General features: G+C 61.8%; 21 protein-coding genes. 11 read left to right on the top strand and 10 right to left on the bottom strand.

What is annotated here, in order from left to right:
- The first annotated feature begins 111 nt into the window (after window positions 1-111).
- The 6 genes from adk (at window position 112) to AD665_RS15440 (ending at window position 4,616) form a co-directional block, all read left to right on the top strand.
- Window positions 112-762: an adenylate kinase gene (gene adk / locus AD665_RS15415; protein WP_024778984.1), complete on the top strand. Its 651-nt coding sequence runs from the start codon at window positions 112-114 to the stop codon at window positions 760-762.
- A gap of 92 nt (window positions 763-854) precedes the next feature.
- Window positions 855-1,532 carry a tRNA (adenosine(37)-N6)-threonylcarbamoyltransferase complex dimerization subunit type 1 TsaB gene (gene tsaB / locus AD665_RS15420; protein ID WP_053192696.1) on the top strand — a complete coding sequence of 226 codons (678 nt, stop codon included), beginning with the start codon at window positions 855-857 and terminating at the stop codon, window positions 1,530-1,532.
- Between the two features lie 345 nt (window positions 1,533-1,877).
- Complete coding sequence (locus tag AD665_RS15425; protein WP_024778986.1) at window positions 1,878-2,186, top strand: hypothetical protein; 309 nt, start codon at window positions 1,878-1,880, stop codon at window positions 2,184-2,186.
- Window positions 2,186-3,046 (top strand): DUF72 domain-containing protein, encoded by an 861-nt coding sequence (locus AD665_RS15430; protein ID WP_053192698.1) that lies wholly within the window; start codon window positions 2,186-2,188, stop codon window positions 3,044-3,046. The genes AD665_RS15425 and AD665_RS15430 overlap by 1 nt, the downstream gene beginning before the upstream one ends.
- 33 nt (window positions 3,047-3,079) lie before the next feature.
- Window positions 3,080-3,901, top strand: a complete 822-nt coding sequence (locus AD665_RS15435; protein WP_024778988.1) for an isocitrate lyase/PEP mutase family protein — start codon at window positions 3,080-3,082, stop codon at window positions 3,899-3,901.
- 46 nt (window positions 3,902-3,947) lie between these two features.
- Window positions 3,948-4,616 (top strand): extensin-like domain-containing protein, encoded by a 669-nt coding sequence (locus tag AD665_RS15440; RefSeq protein ID WP_414860489.1) that lies wholly within the window; start codon window positions 3,948-3,950, stop codon window positions 4,614-4,616.
- On the opposite strand, the gene AD665_RS15445 is transcribed toward AD665_RS15440, so the two are convergent.
- Window positions 4,617-5,237, bottom strand: a complete 621-nt coding sequence (locus tag AD665_RS15445; RefSeq protein WP_024778990.1) for a hypothetical protein — start codon at window positions 5,235-5,237, stop codon at window positions 4,617-4,619.
- Window positions 5,238-5,329: 92 nt separating this feature from the next.
- On the opposite strand from AD665_RS15445, the gene AD665_RS15450 reads away from it, so the two are divergent.
- Window positions 5,330-6,112 (top strand): class I SAM-dependent methyltransferase, encoded by a 783-nt coding sequence (locus tag AD665_RS15450; protein WP_024778991.1) that lies wholly within the window; start codon window positions 5,330-5,332, stop codon window positions 6,110-6,112.
- A 162-nt stretch (window positions 6,113-6,274) separates the two neighbouring features.
- Here AD665_RS15450 and AD665_RS15455 read toward each other — a convergent pair whose 3' ends face one another.
- The gene (locus AD665_RS15455) at window positions 6,275-6,910 is read right to left on the bottom strand and encodes a TetR/AcrR family transcriptional regulator (protein WP_024778992.1); all 636 of its coding nucleotides are present in this window, start codon (window positions 6,908-6,910) and stop codon (window positions 6,275-6,277) included.
- Window positions 6,911-7,003: 93 nt separating this feature from the next.
- On the opposite strand from AD665_RS15455, the gene AD665_RS15460 reads away from it, so the two are divergent.
- Together AD665_RS15460 and AD665_RS15465 are read left to right on the top strand one after the other, a co-directional pair.
- On the top strand, window positions 7,004-8,104 hold the full coding sequence (locus tag AD665_RS15460; RefSeq protein ID WP_024778993.1) for an efflux RND transporter periplasmic adaptor subunit: 1,101 nt from the start codon (window positions 7,004-7,006) through the stop codon (window positions 8,102-8,104).
- 6 nt (window positions 8,105-8,110) lie between these two features.
- On the top strand, window positions 8,111-11,176 hold the full coding sequence (locus tag AD665_RS15465) for an efflux RND transporter permease subunit (protein ID WP_024778994.1): 3,066 nt from the start codon (window positions 8,111-8,113) through the stop codon (window positions 11,174-11,176).
- Window positions 11,177-11,837: 661 nt separating this feature from the next.
- Here the strand turns inward: AD665_RS15465 and AD665_RS15470 are convergent.
- Genes AD665_RS15470 through plsB form a run of 3 tightly spaced genes read right to left on the bottom strand, consistent with a single transcriptional unit; the run spans window position 11,838 to window position 15,498 of the window.
- Window positions 11,838-12,515: a DUF4197 domain-containing protein gene (locus AD665_RS15470; protein WP_024778995.1), complete on the bottom strand. Its 678-nt coding sequence runs from the start codon at window positions 12,513-12,515 to the stop codon at window positions 11,838-11,840.
- Window positions 12,516-12,545: 30 nt separating this feature from the next.
- Entirely contained in the window at window positions 12,546-12,944 is a 399-nt protein-coding gene (locus AD665_RS15475; protein ID WP_053192703.1) for a YbaY family lipoprotein, read from the bottom strand.
- 52 nt (window positions 12,945-12,996) lie between these two features.
- Window positions 12,997-15,498 carry a glycerol-3-phosphate 1-O-acyltransferase PlsB gene (gene plsB / locus AD665_RS15480; RefSeq protein ID WP_024778997.1) on the bottom strand — a complete coding sequence of 834 codons (2,502 nt, stop codon included), beginning with the start codon at window positions 15,496-15,498 and terminating at the stop codon, window positions 12,997-12,999.
- Between the two features lie 226 nt (window positions 15,499-15,724).
- Between plsB and AD665_RS15485 the strand changes: the two genes are divergently transcribed.
- The gene (locus AD665_RS15485) at window positions 15,725-15,934 is read left to right on the top strand and encodes a cold shock domain-containing protein (protein ID WP_003198198.1); all 210 of its coding nucleotides are present in this window, start codon (window positions 15,725-15,727) and stop codon (window positions 15,932-15,934) included.
- A 148-nt stretch (window positions 15,935-16,082) separates the two neighbouring features.
- On the opposite strand, the gene AD665_RS15490 is transcribed toward AD665_RS15485, so the two are convergent.
- The 3 genes from AD665_RS15490 to dapE form a co-directional block, all read right to left on the bottom strand.
- Window positions 16,083-16,460, bottom strand: a complete 378-nt coding sequence (locus tag AD665_RS15490; protein WP_024778998.1) for a hypothetical protein — start codon at window positions 16,458-16,460, stop codon at window positions 16,083-16,085.
- Between the two features lie 84 nt (window positions 16,461-16,544).
- Window positions 16,545-17,354, bottom strand: coding sequence for a putative RNA methyltransferase (locus AD665_RS15495; protein WP_024778999.1), 810 nt, complete (start codon window positions 17,352-17,354; stop codon window positions 16,545-16,547).
- The gene (gene dapE, locus AD665_RS15500; RefSeq protein ID WP_053192705.1) at window positions 17,354-18,505 is read right to left on the bottom strand and encodes a succinyl-diaminopimelate desuccinylase; all 1,152 of its coding nucleotides are present in this window, start codon (window positions 18,503-18,505) and stop codon (window positions 17,354-17,356) included. The genes AD665_RS15495 and dapE overlap by 1 nt, the downstream gene beginning before the upstream one ends.
- 268 nt (window positions 18,506-18,773) lie before the next feature.
- On the opposite strand from dapE, the gene tcdA reads away from it, so the two are divergent.
- Window positions 18,774-19,586 carry a tRNA cyclic N6-threonylcarbamoyladenosine(37) synthase TcdA gene (tcdA, locus tag AD665_RS15505; protein WP_053192707.1) on the top strand — a complete coding sequence of 271 codons (813 nt, stop codon included), beginning with the start codon at window positions 18,774-18,776 and terminating at the stop codon, window positions 19,584-19,586.
- A 38-nt stretch (window positions 19,587-19,624) separates the two neighbouring features.
- Here tcdA and AD665_RS15510 read toward each other — a convergent pair whose 3' ends face one another.
- Window positions 19,625-20,029, bottom strand: coding sequence for a SufE family protein (locus AD665_RS15510; protein ID WP_024779002.1), 405 nt, complete (start codon window positions 20,027-20,029; stop codon window positions 19,625-19,627).
- On the bottom strand, window positions 20,026-21,231 hold the full coding sequence (locus AD665_RS15515; RefSeq protein WP_053192708.1) for an aminotransferase class V-fold PLP-dependent enzyme: 1,206 nt from the start codon (window positions 21,229-21,231) through the stop codon (window positions 20,026-20,028). Before AD665_RS15515 ends, AD665_RS15510 begins: the two co-directional genes overlap by 4 nt.
- Window positions 21,232-21,303: the final 72 nt, after the last annotated feature.

Genomic DNA, 21,303 nt, shown 5'->3' on the forward strand with positions numbered 1-21,303 from the left:
TGTATCTTGATCAGCCTTTGGCCGTTTGGGCGGTCACGATTCCAGTTTTCCGAGATTGGCCCGACGAGGCGAATCCGAGCGTTTTACATAAAAAAATTGAGGAGCACATCGATGCGCGTCATTCTGCTGGGAGCTCCCGGGGCCGGTAAAGGTACTCAGGCAAAGTTCATCACCGAAAAATTCGGTATCCCGCAAATCTCCACCGGCGACATGTTGCGTGCAGCGGTCAAGGCCGGCACCGAGCTGGGCATCAAGGCCAAGAGCATCATGGATGCCGGCGGCCTGGTGTCGGATGACCTGATCATTGCTCTGGTCAAGGATCGCATCGCTCAGTCCGACTGCGCCAAGGGCTTCCTCTTCGATGGTTTCCCGCGCACCATTCCCCAGGCCGAAGCCTTGGTGCAAGCCGGTGTGGAGCTGGATCACGTCGTCGAGATCGCCGTCGATGACGAAGAGATCGTCCAGCGCATCGCCGGACGTCGCGTCCACGAGCCTTCTGGCCGCGTGTACCACACCGTCTACAACCCGCCGAAAATTGCCGGCAAGGACGACCTCACCGGTGAAGAACTGGTGCAGCGCAAGGACGACACTGAAGAAACCGTGCGTCATCGCCTGTCGGTCTACCATTCCCAGACCAAGCCGCTGGTGGACTTCTACCAGAAGCTGTCCGCCAAGACCGGCGGCAAGCCCAAGTACAGTCACATCCCGGGCGTCGGCACGGTCGATGCGATCACCGGCAAGGTGCTCGAAGCGCTGAGCTGAAAAGTCTGATCGGTTGCAACAACTACGGCCCGCTTGCGGGCCGTAGTTGTTTATACTGGCGCCCCTTTTTTCCCTGATTGACGGACACATCGATGAGCACCTTGCTGGCCCTGGACACCGCGACCGAAGCTTGCTCCGTTGCCCTGCTGCACGACGGCAAGGTTACGAGCCATTACGAGGTGATTCCACGCCTGCATGCCCAGAAACTGTTGCCGATGATCCAGCAACTGCTCAGCGACGCCGGCACCACCTTGCAGGCTGTGGATGCGATTGCCTTTGGTCGCGGCCCAGGGGCCTTCACCGGTGTGCGAATCGCCATCGGCGTCGTCCAGGGACTGGCATTCGCGCTGGAGCGCCCGGTGTTGCCGGTATCGAACCTGGCCGTGTTGGCCCAGCGTGCCTTGCGTGAGCACGGCGCCCAACAGGTGGCCGCGGCCATTGATGCACGCATGGACGAGGTGTACTGGGGTTGCTATCGCGACGTCGCTGGCGAGATGCGTCTGGTGGGGGCCGAGGCGGTGCTGCCGCCCGAGGTTGCGGCGTTGCCGACCGATGCGACGGGTGAGTGGTTTGGCGCCGGCACCGGTTGGGGGTATGGCGAACGTATTGCCGTCAACCTCAGCGGCCAGGACGCCAGCCTGTTGCCCCACGCCGGAGACCTGTTGGCCCTGGCCCGCTTCGCCTGGGAACGCGGCGAAGCCATCCCGGCCGACGATGCCCAGCCGGTGTATCTGCGGGACAAGGTCGCCACGCCCAAGTCCGAGCGATAACTGCACGCTCAAGCGGGCAAAGTTGTGGCGAGGGGATTTATCCCCGCTGGGCGCGAAGCGCCCCCGCCATTATCGTGTCGGTCAATTATCCAGCGAGCGCTACGCACTCGAGCGGGGATAAATCCCCTCGCCACAAAGTCACCAGCTACAAAACCCTTAGCACCCTGTAGTCCCCTCGCCACACGTCATTCCAGAGCCCGAAAGTCACATCCAATATCGCCAGTCGTCACTTTTTCACCCGGTTTTTAAACCTTTTCGACTTTATGTGTTCTAGTTATCACTTGCGCATTTGCGCGGCTGGGAAAGTGCCGCTAAATTGCCATCATTGATGCTGAGCATTCTGTTATGCGTATAGACGGATATTCACCGCAGTCCTACCCCATCAAGCGCCGGCCTCGGACAGGCAAGGTCGCTGATCAGGAGTCCTTCGACGACGTCGATGGCGAATTGGAGTTTCCGTCTGAAGAGCAACTGGCCGCCCGTGCTGCCAAAGCCTCCGCACAGCGCTTGAGCAATCTCCCCGCCCGCCAGCAAGACATGCTCTATCACCGTTCCATGAGCCGCAGTGTTGCCACGGCGCTGGCCAGTTATCTCAGCACCGCCGGTTTCGTCGATTGGGATATGGAAGTGCTGGGGCTCGATCTTTACATCTGATGGCGTTGCCTTATTACGTCGGCTGCCCCTCCTGGAGCGAAAACGCCTGGCGTGATTATCTTTATCCCCAGGACGCCAGAAGCGCCGATTTCCTGAGTCTCTATTCCCAGGTATTCAACGCCGTGGAAGGCAACACGACCTTCTATGCGAGCCCGTCTGCGGCCATCGTGCAGCGCTGGGCCGAGACCATGCCCGAGCACTTTCGCTTCACTGCCAAGTTCCCCGGTGAGATCAGCCACAATGGCGACCTGCGCGATCACCAGACGGCAGTCGATACCTTCGTGCAACTGCTCAGCCCATTGGGCGAACGGGTTTCGCCATTCTGGTTGCAGCTGTCCAAGGCGTTTACGCCGAATCGGTTGCCGGAACTGGCGGGGTTCATCGACGCCTTGGAGCGCCCGTTGGCGGTGGAGGTCCGTCACGATGAGTTCTTCGCCAAGGGGGATGCCGAACGGCAGCTCAATCGCCTGCTGCTCGATCGTGGTGTCGAGCGTATCTGCCTCGATCCCCGGGCACTGTTCAGTTGCACCTCCACCGATCCTGCCGTGCTCCATGCACAATCGAAAAAACCGCGCGTACCCCCCCGGCCGGCGGCCTTCACCCAATGCCCGCAGGTGCGCTTCATCGGTCATCCGGTACTGGAAGCCAATGAGCCATTCCTGACGCCCTGGGTGGAAAAAATCGCCGGTTGGATCGAAGAAGGGCGCACGCCCTACATTTTCCTGCACACCGCCGACAACCTGCTGGCGGCAAAGCTGGCGTTGCGTTTTCATCAGCGGTTGATGCAGCGATTGCCTGGCTTGCCATTCCTGCCTGAGTTATATAGAGAGCCCGCCGCCGAGCAACTGGGTTTGCTCTGAGGCCGAATCCTTCCCTGCTCAGGAGTGACCTACATGGATGCGCAAACTCGTCGGGCCCAGGCGTTCAAAGCCTTGCACGAACGCGAAGGGGCTTTTGTCATTCCCAACCCGTGGGATGCCGGTTCCGCGAAGATGTTGGCCAGCCTGGGGTTCGAGGCGTTGGCCACCACCAGCGCCGGTCATGCTTTTTCCCTGGGACGCCCGGACGGCGCACTGGGGCTGGAAGACACCCTGGCCAATGTGCGGGCGATCGTGGCCGCCACTGACCTGCCGGTGGCGGTCGATTTCGAAAACGGTTTCGCTGACGCTCCCGAAGATTGTGCCCGCAACCTGCTGCGTGCGGCGGAAGCCGGTGCGGTCGGGGGCTCCATCGAAGATGCCACGGGGCGCGAGGACAGCCCGATCTATTGTTTCGAGCATGCCGTGGCACGGGTCAAGGCCGCGGCCGAAGCGGTACGCCGCCTGCCTTACCCGTTCCTGCTGACCGCCCGGGCGGAGAACTTTCTGCACGGCAATCCCGACCTGGATGACACGATCCGTCGCCTGAAGGCGTTCGCCGACGCCGGTGCCGACGTGCTCTATGCCCCAGGGTTGAGTACTGCCGAGCAAGTGCTGGCGGTGGTGCAGGCTGTGGCGCCGAAGCCGGTGAACGTGTTGATGTCCGGGGCTCTGGACCTGACACTCGCGCAATTGAGCGAGCTGGGTGCCAAGCGCATCAGCGTCGGCTCGGCCCTGGCCCTGGCGGCGTACGGCGAGTTCATGCGCGCCGCTGGGGAAATCCGCGAGCAGGGCACGTTCACCTTTACCCGTCGCTCGATGACGTTCAAGCAAGCCAACCAGTTGTTCAAGGGTTGATGCTCGAGACGTTGCCGTGAGGATTGCCAAAGGCTTGGCGTCGGTGATGGCGCTCGTCGGCGTCGCGGTGCTGGGGGTGTGGCGGGGCTGGTTGCCGGTGCCGTCGGAATGGAACCCCTGGGCACCCCTGGACGTCAATGCACCACCGAACCTGCTGACCCGTTACAAACTCATGGCCTTGCGCAGTGATGCGCAACTGTGTGAACAGGCCCTGGCCACGTCGGGGTTGCGGGTTGCCCATCAGGCCGACAGCAATCCTGCGGCCAGTTGCCCGTTGACCAACGTACTGCGGGTGCAGGGCGGCGAGGTGGCATTGAGCAGCAGTTTTCTCGCCAGTTGTTCCCTGGCAGTGGCATTCGCCTTGTTCGAGCGGTATGCGCTGCAACCGGCTGCGCAGGCCGCCTATGGGCGGAAAGTGACGCGGGTTGATCACCTGGGCAGTTTCGCCTGTCGCAACATGTACGGTCGTGAAGACGGGGCGCGCAGCCAGCATGCCACGGCCAGTGCCTTGGATATTGCCGGGTTTCGCCTGGCCGATGGCCGAACGGTCAGCGTCCTCCGGGACTGGCCGAAAGACAGCGCCGACGCGCGTTTCCTGCGGCAGGTGCGCGACGGCGCCTGCGACATGTTCAGTGTGGTCTTGAGCCCGGACTACAACGCGGCGCACCGCAACCATTTCCATCTGGATGTGGGGCCTTGGTGGATCTGTAGATGATCAGGCGGCGATACGCAGATTCTGCAGGACGATCGGGCGGGCCCAGCGGGTGTCGAAGTCCAGGGCTTTCTGTTGGGCGACGATTTCTTCTTCCGGGAACGGCGGGAAGGGCTTGTCCAGCAGGTCGAGTTCGAACTCGGCAATCGGCAGGTGCAACGGACGTGGCTGCGGCGCCGGGCCGGGTTCCGGCTGCGCTTGGCCGGCAGCGAGGACGATGGGGCGAACCCAGTTGCTCTCGAAGTTCTGCTGTTTTTGCTGGGCGCTGATTTCTTCTGGCGGGAAGGGTGGGAACGGCTTGTCCAGCAGGTCCAGTTCGAATTCGGCGATGGGCAGGAACAGCGGCTCAGGTGGTTTGACCTGGGTTTCTGTCACATCGCAGGTGCGCTGGCTGACGATGTGGTCCAGCAGTTCGGCGCCGAGGGTCGGTTCAACGGTCTCATCGAGGGCGACGGGCTGGTAGCTGCCAGGCGCGGGTGCGTTTTCACCCAACTGATCGGCCAGGGCCCGGGCAAAAAAATCTTGCCACAGGTGACTGACGCCGCTCAGGGCCTGGGTGTTGCGCAGGCTGTAATCACCGTAACGGGAGATGAAGCCTATCGATGTGGAATGAATGTCTGACATTTTTCTCGGTCGACGCTCAGCTCTGGCAAAATGCCGTTCACCGTTGTTATCGGCCGTTTTTGCCGATCCTTAATTTTTTGAGCGTGTTTTCCATGAGTGAGCAACCCGCGGCCTGCCGCATCCACGTCGAGGCCCTGGCCCCGGCCTTCCAGCCTCAGGCCGAGCACTGGGCCCTGCGCCTTGGCCTGCCCTTGCAGGTGGACGATGGCGAGTTTGCCTTGCAGGTCGGCGAGCACGGGCTGCAACTGCAACAACTGGGGCCGGACGCTCCGGGGCCGGTGCGAGTGGATTTTGTCGAGGGCGGCGCGGCCCATCGCCGGTTGTACGGTGGCGGTAGCGGTCAGATGATCGCCAAGGCGGTCGGCATCGCCCAGGGCGTGCGTCCACGTGTGCTGGATGCCACGGCCGGTTTGGGCAAGGATGCCTTCGTGCTGGCCAGCCTGGGCTGTGAGATGAGCCTGATCGAACGCCAGCCGTTGATCGGCGCCTTACTGGAGGATGGTCTGGCCCGTGGCGCGGAGGACTTCGACGTGGCGCCCATTGTGGCCCGCATGCGCTTGCTCAAAGGCAATTCCATCGAGGTGATGCAAAACTGGGAAGGCGAGCCGCCCCAGGTGATCTATCTGGACCCGATGTTCCCACATCGTGAGAAAACTGCCCTGGTGAAGAAGGAAATGCGCCTGTTCCGGCCCTTGGTTGGCGACGATCCCGACGCTCCGGCGCTGCTGGCCGCAGCCCTGGCCCTGGCGACGCATCGGGTGGTGGTCAAGCGCCCGCGCAAGGCGCCGTGCATCGAAGGGCCGAAGCCGAGCCATGGGCTCGATGGCAAATCCAGTCGGTACGACATCTATCCCAAGAAAGCGCTCAAGGCTTGAGCTGTGGGAGCAAAGCTTGCTCGCGATGAAGGCGCCTCGGTTTCAGGGCTAAACGCATAAATTTCATCGCGGGCAAGCCTTGCTCCCACGGGTTTTGGGCAACGCCAATCCACTGTGGGAGCGAGCCTGCTCGCGATCAAGGCCATCCCAGGCACCGAAAACCTAAGGCCGATACGCCCGCATGAACAACCCCACCACCTCCTGCACATGCTCCTCGGCCGCCTCAGCCACCAACGGCGCGCCGCAGCCATACAGCAAGCGGAAATTCGCCGCGCCCTTGATCAGACAGAAGAAATGCTCCGCCGCATGACGGGGTTTGTCGATACACAGGGCACCGCTCTGGTTGACCTTGGCCAGTAACCGCTCCATGCCCGAGAGCATCCGCTCGGGGCCGGCTTGGTAGAAAATCGTCGAAAGCTTGGGGTCCTGGCTGCCCAGGGCCATGATCACCCGATGCAGGTTCACTGATTCTTCGCTGCTGACCAATTGGTGAAAGCCTCGGGCAATGTTCAACAGTACATGTTCAATCGGCACGCCATCTGGCCACTCAAAGAACAGCGGTGGCACCTGCTCTTCGCACTTGGCAATCACGGCGGCGGAAAACAGTGTTTCCTTGTCGTTGAAGTGACTGTAGACCGTCAGCTTCGACACGCCCGCTTCGGTGGCGACGGTATCCATGCTGGTATTGGCGTAACCCAATTCTATGAACAGCCGTTTGGCGGCGTCGAGAATGGCCTGGCGCTTGACCAGATCCTTCGGGCGGCCAGGGCCGCTGGTGGGTAAAAGATTGTTCGACATTCTTCGCTTTAATACTGGACTGGTGAGTTTGCTATTAATACCATACCCGTCAGTATAATTATTCCAAGCACCATTAGCGAAAGGTCTGCCGCCATGTTCCGCTATGCATTGCCCCTCGCCGTGCCAGTCACCCTGGCTTTTTTATTGTCTGCGTGTGGTCATGACGAGCCGGTAGTGGTCGCCGTGCGTCCGGCCATGGTCGTGAAACCAGAGCCTTCGGCCCAGGCGACCGACAGTTACCCAGGTGAAGTGCGGGCCCGTTTCGAGCCGGACCTGGCTTTTCGCATTGGTGGCAAAGTGAGCCGACGACTGGTCGAAGAGGGGCAACGGGTCAAGGCCAACCAACCACTGGCCGAACTCGATCCCCAAGACGTGCGCTTGCAACTGGAAGCCACCCGGGCCCAGGTGGCCGCGGCCGAGGCCAACCTGAACCTGGTGCGGGCCGAGCGTGATCGCTACAAGAAACTGCTGGACCGGCAGATGGTCAGTCGCTCCCAGTACGACAATGCCGAGAACCTCTACCGCTCGGGCGCCGCGCGTCTCAAGCAGATCCAGGCGGAGTTCGACGTTTCCAGCAATCAGGCCAGCTATTCGGTATTGCGGGCGCCCCAGGATGGCGTGGTCGCCCGGCGTTCGGTGGAAGTCGGTCAGGTGGTGCAAGCCGGACAAACCGTCTTCACCCTCGCCACCGACGGTGAGCGAGAAGTGCTGATCAGCCTGCCGGAACAGAGCTTTGGTCGGTTCAGGATTGGCCAGCCAGTCTCGGTAGAGCTATGGAGCCAGCCGGGTCAGCGTTTCAGTGGGCATATTCGCGAACTCTCGCCGGCAGCCGATCCCAAGTCCCGTACTTTCGCCGCCCGTGTCGCATTCGTCGGGGGCAGCGTTCCCGCCGAGCTGGGCCAGAGTGCCCGGGTCTTCATTCAGACGGTCGACAAAGTGCCGCTGTCGGTACCGCTATCGGCTCTGACGGCTGAAAACGGCGCGACGTATGTCTGGGTGGTCAACGCCAACAACACCGTGAAGAAGGTTCCGGTGCGTGTCGGCGCCTTCGGTGAGAAGACCGTTCCAGTGCTTGAGGGCCTCAGTGCCAATGACTGGGTAGTGGCGGCCGGCGTGCATGTGCTCCTTGAAGGCCAGCAGGTACGGCCGGTGGATCGCTCCAACCGCGTGGTCAACCTGGCGGCCAAGGAGTAATCCCCGATGGGCTTCAATCTTTCCGAATGGGCGTTGCGTAATCGTCAGATCGTACTGTTCCTGATGCTGTTGCTCGCCATTGTCGGCGCGCTTTCCTACACCAAGCTGGGTCAGAGTGAAGACCCGCCGTTCACCTTCAAGGCCATGGTCATCAGTACCAACTGGCCGGGAGCCACGGCCGAGGAAGTGTCGCGCCAGGTCACCGAACGCATCGAAAAGAAGCTGATGGAAACCGGCGATTACGAAAGAATCGTCTCGTTTTCCCGTCCGGGCGAGTCCCGGGTGACCTTCATGGCCCGGGACTCCATGCATTCGGCGCAGATTCCCGAGTTGTGGTACCAGATCCGCAAGAAGGTCGCCGATATCCGGCATACCTTGCCGCAGGGTGTCCAGGGGCCGTTCTTCAACGATGAGTTCGGGACCACCTTCGGCAATATCTACGCCCTGACCGGCGATGGTTTCGACTACGGTGTGCTCAAGGACTACGCCGACCGTGTCCAGATCCAGCTGCAACGGGTCAAGAATGTGGGCAAGGTCGAGTTGCTCGGTCTACAGGACGAGAAAATCTGGATCGAGCTGTCGAACGTCAAGCTGGCGACCCTCGGTCTGCCTTTGTCGGCGGTCCAGCAGGCCCTGGAAAAGCAGAACACCGTCTCGACCGCGGGCTTTTTCGAAACCGGTAGTGAGCGTTTGCAGCTACGGGTGTCGGGGAATTTCCAGACGGTAGAAGAGATCCGCAACTTCCCGATCCGGGTCGCCGATCGTACGTTCCGTATCGACGATGTGGCGGACGTGCATCGTGGCTTCAACGAACCACCGGCACCGCGTATGCGCTTCATGGGCGAAGATGCCATTGGCCTGGCCGTGGCGATGAAGGAGGGGGGCGACATCCTGATCCTGGGCAAGGCGTTGGAAGCCGAGTTTGCCCGGATCCAGAACAACCTGCCGGCCGGGATGCAGTTGCGCAAGGTGTCGGACCAGCCGGCGGCAGTGAAGACCGGCGTCGGTGAGTTCGTCCAGGTGCTGGTGGAAGCGCTGACGATCGTCTTGCTGGTGAGCTTCTTCTCCCTGGGGCTGCGTACCGGGTTGGTGGTCGCCCTGGCGATTCCGCTGGTGCTGGCGATGACCTTCGCGGCGATGTATTACCTGGGGATCGGCCTGCACAAGATTTCCCTGGGCGCGCTGGTGCTGGCGCTCGGGTTGCTGGTGGATGACGCGATCATTGCGGTGGAGATGATGGCGATCAAGATGGAGCAGGGCTTCGACCGGATCAAGGCGGCCAGCTACGCCTGGACGAGCACGGCGTTCCCGATGCTCACCGGTACGCTGATCACGGCGGCAGGGTTCCTGCCGATCGCCACGGCGCAATCGGGCACCGGCGAATATACCCGCTCGATTTTCCAGGTTGTGACCCTCGCGCTGCTGGCGTCCTGGGTGGCTGCGGTGGTGTTCGTACCCTACCTGGGGGAAAAACTCCTGCCGGACCTGGCGAAAATTCATGCGGCCAAGCACGGCACCGGTAACGGCCAGCCCGACCCTTACGGTACGCCGTTCTACCAGCGGGTCCGGCGGTTGGTGGAATGGTGCGTGCGTCGGCGCAAAACCGTCATTGCTTTGACCGTGCTGTTGTTCATCGGCTCGGTGATGCTGTTCCGTTTTGTCCCGCAGCAGTTCTTCCCGGCATCGGGGCGGCTGGAATTGATGGTCGATCTGAAGCTGGAGGAAGGAGCGTCCCTGCGTAACACCGCCGAACAGGTCAAGCGCCTGGAGGCGTTGCTCAAGGATCACCCGGGTATCGATAATTACGTGGCCTATGTCGGCACCGGTTCACCGCGTTTCTACCTGCCGCTGGATCAGCAACTGCCGGCGCCGAGCTTTGCCCAGTTCGTGGTGTTGGCCAAGACCATCGAAGACCGCGAACCCTTGCGCAGCTGGCTGATCAGCACCCTGAACGAACAGTTTCCGACCTTGCGCTCCCGGGTCACGCGCTTGGAGAACGGTCCGCCAGTGGGGTATCCGGTACAGTTCCGAGTGACCGGTGAGCATATTGAGAAAGTCCGAGCGCTGGCGCGGAAAGTCGCGACGAAGGTTCGCGAAAACCCCTACGTGACGAATGTACACCTGGATTGGGAAGAACCGAGCAAAGTCGTGTACCTGAATGTCGACCAGGAGCGCGCCCGTGCTTTGGGCGTGAACACCGCCGACCTGTCGAAATTCCTGCAGAGCACCCTTGTCGGCTCCAGCGTCAGCCAGTACCGGGAGGACAACGAACTGATCGAGATCCTGTTGCGTGGCACGCTGCATGAACGCACCGAACTGACGCTGCTGCCGAGCCTGGCGGTGCCTACCGAGAATGGTCAGAGTGTCGCGCTGTCACAGATCGCGACGCTGGAGTACGGTTTTGAAGAGGGCGTGATCTGGCATCGCAATCGCCTGCCTAGCGTGACGGTGCGGGCCGATATCTATGGCAAGGAGCAGCCGGCATCCCTGGTGCAGCAGATCTTCCCGACCCTGGATCCGATTCGCGCAGAGTTGCCGGACGGTTACCTGCTGGAGGTCGGTGGTACGGTCGAGGATTCGACCCGAGGGCAGAAGTCGGTGAATGCCGGGGTACCGTTGTTCATCGTGGTGGTGCTGACCTTGCTGATGCTGCAACTGCGCAGTTTCTCACGCACGGCCATGGTATTTCTGACGGCGCCTCTGGGGCTGATCGGCGTTACGCTGTTCCTGCTGGTGTTCCGTCAACCGTTTGGTTTCGTCGCCATGCTGGGCACCATTGCCCTGTCGGGGATGATCATGCGCAACTCGGTGATCCTGGTGGACCAGATCGAACAGGATATCGAGGCAGGGCTGACGCCGTGGCAGGCGATCATCGAAGCCACGGTACGACGCTTCCGACCGATCGTGCTCACCGCGCTGGCGGCGGTGCTGGCAATGATTCCACTATCACGCAGCCTGTTCTTCGGCCCGATGGCGGTGGCGATCATGGGTGGGCTGATCGTTGCGACGGCGTTGACGCTGCTGTTCCTGCCGGCGCTGTATGCGGCTTGGTTCAGAGTCAGGAAAACCTGACTGAGCGGTTGTGAACGCCAAATCTTTTGTGGGAGCGGCTTGCTCGCGAAAGCGGTGGCTCTGTCACTCAGAGTCTGACTGTACCGCCGCCATCGCGGGCAAGCCCGGCTCCCACAGGGTCCGAGGTGATCGCAGATTGGCCGTCCACCGCAAAGCAATGTGGGAGCGAGCTTGCTCGCGAAAGCGGTGGGTCAGCTTGCGTCGATGTTGTCCGTGCCACCGCCATCGCGGGCAAGCCCAGCTCCCACAGGGTCCGAGGTGATCGCAGATTGGCCGCCCACCGCAAAGCAATGTGGGAGCGAGCCTGCTCGCGAAAGCGGTGGGTCAGCTTGCATCGATGTTGTCCGTGCCACCGCCATCGCGGGCAAGCCCGGCTCCCACAGGGTCCGAGGTGATCGCAGATTGGCCGTCCACCGCAAAGCAATGTGGGAGCGAGCCTGCTCGCGAAAGCGGTGGGTCAGCTTGCATCGATGTTGTCCGTGCCACCATCATCGCGGGCAAGCCCGGCCCCCACAGGGTCCGAGGTGATCGCAGATTGGCCATCCACTGCAAAGCAATGTGGGAGCGGGCTTGCTCGCGAAAGCGGTATAGCAGCCAACGAATAGGTCATGGCTGAAACCGCTATCGCGAGCGGGCTTGCTCCCACAGTTGTTTACCGCATTCAGAGACTGCCAAACACCTTCTTCGCCAGGCTGGTGGCCGCGGCCGCCGGGTTCTGGCGAATCGCGGCTTCCTGCTTGCCGATCATTTCGAACAAGCCGTCCAGTGCCTGCTCGGTCACGTAGTTTTCGACGTTGGCGCTTTTGGCATCCAATACGCCGAACGTCGCGGCCTGACCGGCAAAGGCATTGTATTTCTGGGCGAGGCCGACCTTGTCGGTGGCTTGCTTGACGATGGGCAGGAACTTGGCGCGGATCTGCTCGCGGCTGCTCTTGTTCAGGTACTGTGTCGCCGAGTCCTTGCCACCGCTCAAGATGCCCTTGGCATCGTCCACGCTCATGTTCTTCACGGCATTGACCAGAATCGGCTGGGCCTGGACCACGGCAGTCTCGGCCGCCTGGTTCATGCTGGCTTCCAGTTGATCGACCTGATCACCCATGCCGAAGGCTTTCATCTTGCTGGCGACTTTGCCGAGTTTGCCCGGCAGTTCGATTTTCACTTCCGGGTTGTTGCTGAATCCCCCGGGAGTGCCCAGTTGCTTGACCGCTATTTGCGCGCCCTGGGTCAAGGCGTCCTTGAGGCCTCCCGTGGCATCTTTTTGCGACAGATCACCCAGGGACAGGGCCATGGCATTGGCACAGACCAGCAGGCCTGCGAACAGTAGAGTAGAACGGAGCATGACAGCGTCCTTGAAGTGAATGGAAAGGGATCAACGTGCAGGGTTGACGCGGATCTTCAACGGCTGCGGATCTTTGCCATCGAGTTGCACGGTGTGTTGTTCGGTGCTGATGAACATCAACTGGCCGTCTGCTTCGATGCGGGCACTCACGGCATAACGATGGCCGGGTTTGACCTGGGACGGATCATAACTGAGGTGGAATGGCAGCGGGACCTGTCCTTTGACGGGGCCGCTCTGCTGATCGAGCACCACCGCCGGAGCATCGGCCAGGGAAACATCTTGCAGGCTCACGCTCAGGGTCGCGGAGGGCGGCAAGGCGATGCGTTGCAGGTAGAACACTTCACCGTCGAGGTGGTTCTTGCTTGCCAGCGGCGCGCTGGAGCAGGCGCCGAGCAGTGCGGCAACAACCAGCAGGGGTATTTTCTTCATGGCGCAACTCCTTGTTCGAGGGCGCCAGGAAACGGCCTGGCGCCGGTGGGGCTCAGTCCTGGGGCACCGGAGCAACCTGATCCGCCGCATCTTCACTGCGATGCAACGCCACCTGGCGGATCGACAAACGAATCTCCGCCGGCAGCACCCGTTTGGCGGCGCCTTCGGCCAGTTCGCCCAGCAGATCGTGATAGCTTAGCTTGCCGGCATCGTCCCGGCGCAGAACATCGAGGTCCAGCATCGTCTGAATGAAATGGCGGAACAGGGTCTTGTCGAAGAATTCCGGTGCGTTGAGGCCATGCAGGATCGACAGGCGCTGGGCCATGACGGTGCAGAGGTCCTCCAGCTCTTCGGCGCTGATGCTGTTCTGGCCACTGTTGAGCAGCAGCGAGACGGTCATGTAGAAGCGTTGCAGAGCCTGGGCGATACTTTTGGACAGCAGGGTCAGCAGCACGAAGTGCCGCGAACTCGGCGCTGGACGCAGGTACAGATCATTTTCGAAACGTAGCAGGCCCTGTTCGACGAACGCTTCGAGCCACTGGTCGATCACATCGTCCAGTTGCTCCAGCGACCAGCGAATGAACAGTTCCGATTGCAGGTACGGGTACAAGGCGCGGGTGTAGCGCAGGATCTGCTCGCGGCTCATGCGCGAAGAACTCTGGAAAAAACTCGCCAGCAACGCCGGCAGGGCGAAGATGTGCAGCACGTTATTGCGGTAGTAGGTCATCAGCACCGCATTCTGCTCATCCAGGTACACAATCTTGCCCAGGGCATCGTTCTGTTCCGACAGCAGATCCATGCCTTTCACATGTTCGATCAACGCCCGGCCATCTCCCTCGGGCAATGTGGTGTGGGGCGAATACGGTACTTTGCGCAGCAATGCCAGATACAGGTCCAGCACCCGGGCCATGGCCTGATCGTCGAGCGCCAGGCGGCTGGTGGAAAGCAGCGCCAGAGCCACGAGATTGACCGGGTTGATGGCGGCGGCTTCGTTCAGGTGTCGGGCCACGCGCTCACCCAGGCGATGGGTGGTCGCATTGAGCCAGGTCGGTTTGAACTGCGGCCCCAGCTCCTGCTGGCGCCAATCCGGTTGTTCGCCATCGAGGAATTCGGCCAGTTTGATCGGCTCGCCAAAGTTCACCGCCACCTGGCCGAAGCGTTGCTTGAGAGCTCCGATGACCTTGAAAATGTCGAAGATCGATTCCTTCTTCTTGCTGGCCCCGCGCAACTCACCCAGGTAGGTACGACCTTCCAGCACCCGTTCATAGCCGATGTAGACCGGGACGAACACGATGGGCGTGCGCGATGAGCGCAAGAAGCTGCGCAGGGTGATGGCGAGCATGCCGGTCTTGGGTTGCAGCATGCGCCCGGTGCGCGAACGACCACCCTCGACGAAGTACTCCACCGGAAAGCCCTTGGTGAACAGCGTATGCAGGTATTCGTTGAATACAGCGGTGTAGAGCGGGTTGCCTTTGAAAGTACGGCGCATGAAAAACGCCCCGCCACGACGCAACAGGCTGCCGATCACCGGCATGTTGAGGTTGATGCCGGCAGCGATATGCGGTGGGGTCAGGCCATTGCGGAACAGCAGGTACGACAGCAGCAGGTAGTCGATATGGCTGCGGTGGCACGGCACATAGATGACTTCGTGACCTGGGGCGATGTCCTGCACGCCTTCGATATTGTTGACCTTGATGCCATCGTAGATCTTGTTCCAGAACCAGCTCAGCACCACTTCCAGGAACCGAATGGCGGTGTAGGTGTAGTCCGAGGCAATTTCGTTGCCGTAGCGCAGGGCCTGGGCCTTGGCTTTTTCCGCCGGGATTTTTTCCCGCTCGGCCTCGTCGGCAATCGCCTGCTTGACCAATGGCTGGTTCACCAGGCCCTTGACCAGGTTGCGTCGATGGGAAATGTCGGGGCCGATGACCGCCGCCTTCAGGTTGCGAAAATGCACCCGCAGGATCCGCTGGGCCATGCGTACGGTGCGTGCGTGACCTTTGTCGTGCTCGATCAGTTCGCGCAGATGGATCGGCGCGGAGAACTGCACGCGGGTCTTGCGTCCCAGGATCATGATGCTCAATAGGCGACGCAGGCGTCCGGTGACCGCCCAACTGTCGGCGAACAGCAGTTTCCATGGGCTGGACTCGCTGTCGGGCGACTGGCCCCAGAACACGCTGACCGGGATGATCTGTGCGTCTTCGGCGGCATCATGAGTCAGCACATTGACCAGTCGCGTCAGGGTCGGTGGCGCACCGCGCTTGTCCTGGCGCCCGAGCCAATCCGGCGCTGGCGTCAGATAGAAGAATGCCGCCGGTTCCAGCAGGTTGCCCACCGACACCGGCAACACTGGACGGGGCAGGCCCGCTTTGGTGCACTCGGTGTCGAGTACCGCCAGGTCGGTCAGCGACGGATCTTGCAGAACGTAGAACACCGGACGACTGCGGTCGAGGTTGAGGGTGAAGGACGACTGGTTGATCGTCTCGGAGCGAACCCAGAGGTACAGCAGTCGGCGCAGGGTGCCAAACACAAGACGGCGGAACGGGGAACGGGTCATACGGCTTCTGCATGGGTGGATGAGATCAAGCGGCAGGTAGTGTGCCGGATTCGCCGAAAATCGGCAAAAAAGCACCGAAGTAAAGTCAGTTGAGAGTTTTCTCGAGTGTCATATACTCGGCCGGTGCCTGCCACGGCTTCCCTTATGGAAGACTGCACGGCGGCTAAAGTTCGTACGGCTTTCTTTCGAAAAGCCGACTCAAAAAATAAAAATGGGAGTGAACATCATGGCAGCACGGGAAACCGGCAGCGTTAAGTGGTTCAACGACGCCAAGGGTTACGGCTTTATCCAGCGTGAAGGCGGGGCGGATGTATTCGTGCATTACCGCGCGATCCGCGGCGAAGGCCACCGTTCACTGACCGAAGGCCAGCAGGTCGAATATGCGGTGGTGGAAGGGCAGAAAGGCTTGCAGGCCGAGGATGTAGTGGGGCTGTAACCCACTCTTCCAAAAAACACTGCAAACCCCTTGTGGGAGCGAGCCTGCTCGCGATAGCGGTATATCAGGCAATACATAATCGACTGACATACCGCTATCGCGAGCAGGCTTGCTCCCACATTTGAATCTGTCGAGGACCTGAGCCGAATCAGGCAGTCTTCCAGGTAATCTCTTCTTCCCCATCGGCACTGATGCGAATCCAGCGATCGGCTGATTCCTCACCTTCCTCTTCCACCCACGAGCCGGGCGCGCAGCGTACTTCGACATTCAGTGCGGCGAACGCGGCACGGGCGCAGGCGATGTCGTCATCCCATGGGGTCCGATCGCTTTCCAGGTACAGGCTGTTCCATTTCCCCACGGCCTTGGGCAGCCAGGTCACCGGAATATCCCCGGCCTTGCATTTATAGGTCTGGCCTTTTTGGGTCCATTCGCTGCACGGGCCCAGCGCCTGGGTCAGCCAGGCGGCGACGGCCTTGTGATCGACGTCGGCGTCTTTGAGGTAAATCTCGATATCGGGTTGGCGCATGGATGTCCTCACTGCGGTTTCGAAAAATCCATTCGCGGATTTAACTGGTCCCAAGCGACGCTCGGGACCCGGAATCAAAAAAGGTTACTGAAGAACGAAATAATCGTAGCGCATCGACACTGTGACTTCGAACGGCTCGGCCTGCTCGATCACGCTGGCGCGGCGTTCGGCACTGGCGCGCCAGCCGTGGGGCGTCATCGCCAGCAGGTTGGCGCGATCCTGGCCGCTCTCCAGGGTCAGCTTGAACGCCAGGGTTTCGCTGTGCTCCAGCGCCATGCCCTGGGGCACCAGCGCCAGGTGCTTGTCATCGGTGTATTCGCGCACTTCGTCGTACAGGCGTTCGCGCAGCTCCATCAGGTGACCGCGGGTGGGGCCGACTTTCATCAGGCCGCCACCGGGACTGAGCAAGCGCTTGGCCTCCTGCCAGTCCAGTGGACTGAACACGCTCGCCAGGAACTGGCAACAGCCATCGGCCAGCGGCACCCGCGCCATGCTGGCGATCAACCAGGTCAGCTGTGGATTGCGTTTGCAGGCACGCTTGACTGCCTCGCGGGAAATGTCCAGGGCATAGCCATCGGCATCGGGCAGTGCGTCGGCGATCTGCGCGGTGTAGTAACCCTCGCCACAGCCGATGTCCAGCCAGCGGCCGGGGTTGCGTTCAGCCGCCAACTCGGCCAGGCGTCGGGCGACAGGGGCGTAGTGCCCGGCGTTGAGGAAGTCGCGGCGGGCTTCGACCATGGCCTGGTTGTCGCCGGGGTCGCGGCTGTTCTTGTGCTGCACCGGCAACAGGTTCAGGTAGCCCTGGCGGGCGCGGTCGAACCGATGCCCGGCCGGGCAGGCCACGCCGTTATCCACGGCGTTCAGTGGTTCACTGCAGATCGGACACGCGAGCATCAGGCGAGCAACTTGATCAGCGTTTTGTAGTAGATCTCGGTGAGCACATCGAGATCGGCCGCCAGCACGCGTTCGTTGACCTGATGGATGGTCGCGTTGACCGGGCCCAGTTCCACCACTTGGGTGCCCATGGTGGCGATGAAACGACCGTCGGACGTGCCGCCGCTGGTGGAAGCCTGGGTTTCGCGACCGGTCACGTCCTTGATGCTGGACGACACGGCGTCCAGCAGCGCACCCGGCTTGGTGAGGAACGGCAGGCCGGACAGGGCCCAGTCGATGTGCCAATCCAGTTGATGCTTGTCGAGAATGTCGGCGACGCGCTGTTGCAGGCCTTCGACGGTGGATTCGGTGGAGAAGCGGAAGTTGAACACCGCCACCAGGTCGCCCGGGATCACGTTGGTCGCGCCGGTGCCGGCGTTTAGGTTGGAGATCTGGAAACTGGTGGGCGGGAAGAAATCGTTGCCATGGTCCCAATGTTCGGCGGCCAGTTCCGCCAGTGCCGGAGCCGCCAGGTGGATCGGGTTCCTCGCCAGGTGCGGATAGGCCACGTGGCCTTGCTTGCCGCGCACGGTCAGCTTCGCCCCGAGGGAGCCGCGACGGCCGTTCTTGACCACGTCACCCACCAGGGTGGTGCTCGACGGCTCGCCGACGATGCACCAGTCCAGGCGTTCCTGACGGGCCTTGAGGCGCTCGACTACAGCCTTGGTGCCGTGGTGGGCCGGGCCTTCTTCATCACTGGTGATCAGGAAGGTGATCGAGCCCTTGTGGTCCGGGTAGTCAGCGACGAACCGCTCAGCCGCCACCACCATCGCCGCGAGGCTGCCTTTCATGTCGGCCGCGCCTCGGCCACAGAGCATGCCCTCATCGTCGATGACCGCATCGAACGGATCGAGCTGCCAGGCCTGCACCGGACCGGTCGGCACTACATCGGTGTGCCCGGCGAAGCACAGCACCGGACCGTCATGCTTGCCGTGGCTGGCCCAGAAGTTATCCACATCCTCGATGCGCATCGGTTCGAGCTTGAAACCTGCATCGCCCAGGCGCTGCATCATCAGTTTCTGGCAATCGGCATCCACCGGCGTCACGGACGGACGGCGGATCAGGTCGCAGGCGAGTTGCAGGGTCGGCGAGAGGTCGGCGTGGGCCGTCATGGAAACTCCGGGAATATTGTGTGAACGCAAGGCGAGTGCTGAAGCGGGCAGGCTCCCGCAAAATGGCGGTTATCTTATAGCAAAACGGCAATCGTTGGCCGCAGTGTCTATCGGCTGGAGCACAAAACCTTGTGGGAGCGAGCCTGCTCGCGATGGTGGAGGATCTGTGGCGGTGATATTGACTGAAGCACCGCCATCGCGAGCAGGCTCGCTCCCACAATGGTTTTCCGGTGCCCTATAATGCGCGCCGGTTTTTGGGGTATTGGTCATGAGTACAGAAGATCCACGGTTTGCCGGCATCGCCCGTTTGTATGGCCTCGAAGGCCTGGAGCGCTTGCGGGCGGCCCATGTGGCGATTGTCGGGGTGGGCGGGGTCGGTTCCTGGGCGGCGGAAGCCATTGCCCGGTGTGGTGTGGGCGAGATTTCGCTGTTCGACCTGGACGACGTCTGCGTCAGCAACGCCAACCGCCAGTTGCACGCCCTGGACAGCACCGTCGGCAAACCCAAGGTCGAGGTGATGGCCGAGCGTCTGCGCGGGATCAATCCTGATTGCACGGTGCACGCCGTGGCGGATTTCGTCACCCGCGACACCATGGCTGAGTACATCACGCCGAACATCGACTGCGTGATCGACTGCATCGACAGTGTCAACGCCAAGGCAGCGCTGATCGCCTGGTGCAAACGCCGCAAGATCCAGATCATCACCACCGGCGGCGCGGGCGGGCAGATCGACCCGACGCTGATCCAGGTCTGCGACCTGAACCGTACCTTCAATGACCCGCTGGCGTCGAAAGTACGTTCTACCCTGCGCCGCGACTACGGCTTTTCTCGCACCGTGACCCGTCACTACAGCGTGCCCTGCGTGTTTTCCACCGAGCAACTGCGCTACCCCAAACCCGACGGCAGCATCTGCTTGCAGAAGAGTTTTGTCGGCGACGGCGTGAAGCTCGACTGCGCCGGCGGGTTTGGCGCGGTGATGATGGTGACGGCGACGTTCGGCATGGTCGCGGCGACCAAGGCTGTGGATAAGATTGTCGAGGGTGTGCGGCGGCCGGCGGATAGGCTAAAGAGCGGGCAGTAACCGCTTTTGTGGCGAGGGGATAAATCCCCTCGCCACAATCATTGCGCCAGTTGGTGCATCCGCTTCAACACTGCATTCAAGCCATTGCTGCGCGACGGCGACAGCTGTCGCGACAGTCCCAACTGATTGAACCAGCCCGGCAAATCCACCTGCTGCAACGCTTCGGCCGACAAGCCGTTGACCCGTGCCAGCAGCAGCGCCACCAACCCGCGAATCAACCGCGCATCACTGCTGGCAGCAAACTGCCAGTGTCCGTCCTGCAACCGCCCCACCAGCCATACCTGACTTTCGCAGCCATTGACGAGGTTGGTGTCGCACTTGTCCGCCTCGTTCAGCGGCGGCAGGCGGTCGCCCCACTGCATCAGCAGCCGGGCCCGTTGTTCCCAGCCCGAGGCGTCCTGGAAGATTTGCAGCGCTGTGGCGGCATCGGCCGGCAGGTTCATCGCAGCATCTCCAGGGCCTGATCGAGGGCTTCGAAGAAACGCTCGATATCGGCGGAGTCGTTGTACAGCGCCAGCGATACCCGGATCGCTCCCGACAGCTGCAGATGCTTGAACAGCGGCATGGCGCAGTGATGCCCGGCGCGCACGGCAATGCCTTGCTCGGTCAGCAGATGAGCGAGGTCGGCGTTGTGCACGCCGTCCACCACGAAACTGACCAGCGCCAGCCGTGGATTGCCCACCAGGCGCACGCCGTTGCGCGCCAGCAGGCCGTGGAGCAGGTAGTCGTGCAACGCAGTCTCATGGTCAATGACATCTTGTGCGTCGAGGGTGGACAGGTAATCCAGGGTCGCCCCCAGGCCTATCACGCTGGCGATGGGCGGTGTGCCGGCTTCGAAGCCCAGGGGCGCAGGGCGGAACGTGGCGCGGTGGTAGTCGGCCTGCTGCACCATTTCGCCACCGAACTGCCAATGACGCAGCTCGCGAAGCGCTTCGTCGCGGCCGAACAACACCCCCAGCCCTTCGGGCCCGTAGAGCTTGTGGCTGGAAAATACATAAAAGTCGCAGCCCAGGGCCTGCACATCGTGACGGCCGTGGACCACTCCCTGGGCACCGTCGATGACCGTCAAGGCGCCTTGGGCCTTGGCCAGTGCCAATAGCGGCGGCAAGGGTTGCCAGGTGCCAAGCACATTGGACAGTTGGCTCACGGCCAGCAAGCGTGTACGCGGGCCGATCAGGTCGGCGGCGGCGTCGAGGTCGATGACGCCGTGGGAGTCGAGCGGCAACACCACCAGCGTCAATGAACGGCGCTCGGCCAGTTGCTGCCAGGGCAGCAGGTTGGCGTGGTGCTCCAGGGCGCTGATGACGATTTCATCGCCTGGATTGAACAGGTGTTCCAGCCCGTAGGCCAGGAGATTCAGCGCCGAAGTGGCGCCGTGGGTAAACACGATCTGTCCGCATTCCCCCGTATTGAGCCATTGCGACACCTTGAGACGACTGTCTTCGAACGCTTGGGTGGCATGGGCGCCGGGCAGGTGTTGCGCACGGTGCACATTGGCTGCGCCGTTGGCGTAGTAATGCGCCAGGGCATCCAGCAATGCTTGGGGTTTTTGCGTGGTGGCGGCGTTGTCCAGGTAGGTCTGGCCTTGCCGTTGCAGGGCGGCGATGGCCGGGAAATCGGCACGCCAGGGGGATGGAATCAACATGCTTTCGGGCCCTGCTGAAGTGAAGCTGGACCCTGTGGAAGCGGGCCCTGTGGGAGCCGAGCTTGCTCGCGA

Origin of the sequence: Pseudomonas corrugata, from assembly GCF_001269905.1 — a bacterium.
Lineage (GTDB): Bacteria > Pseudomonadota > Gammaproteobacteria > Pseudomonadales > Pseudomonadaceae > Aquipseudomonas > Aquipseudomonas corrugata.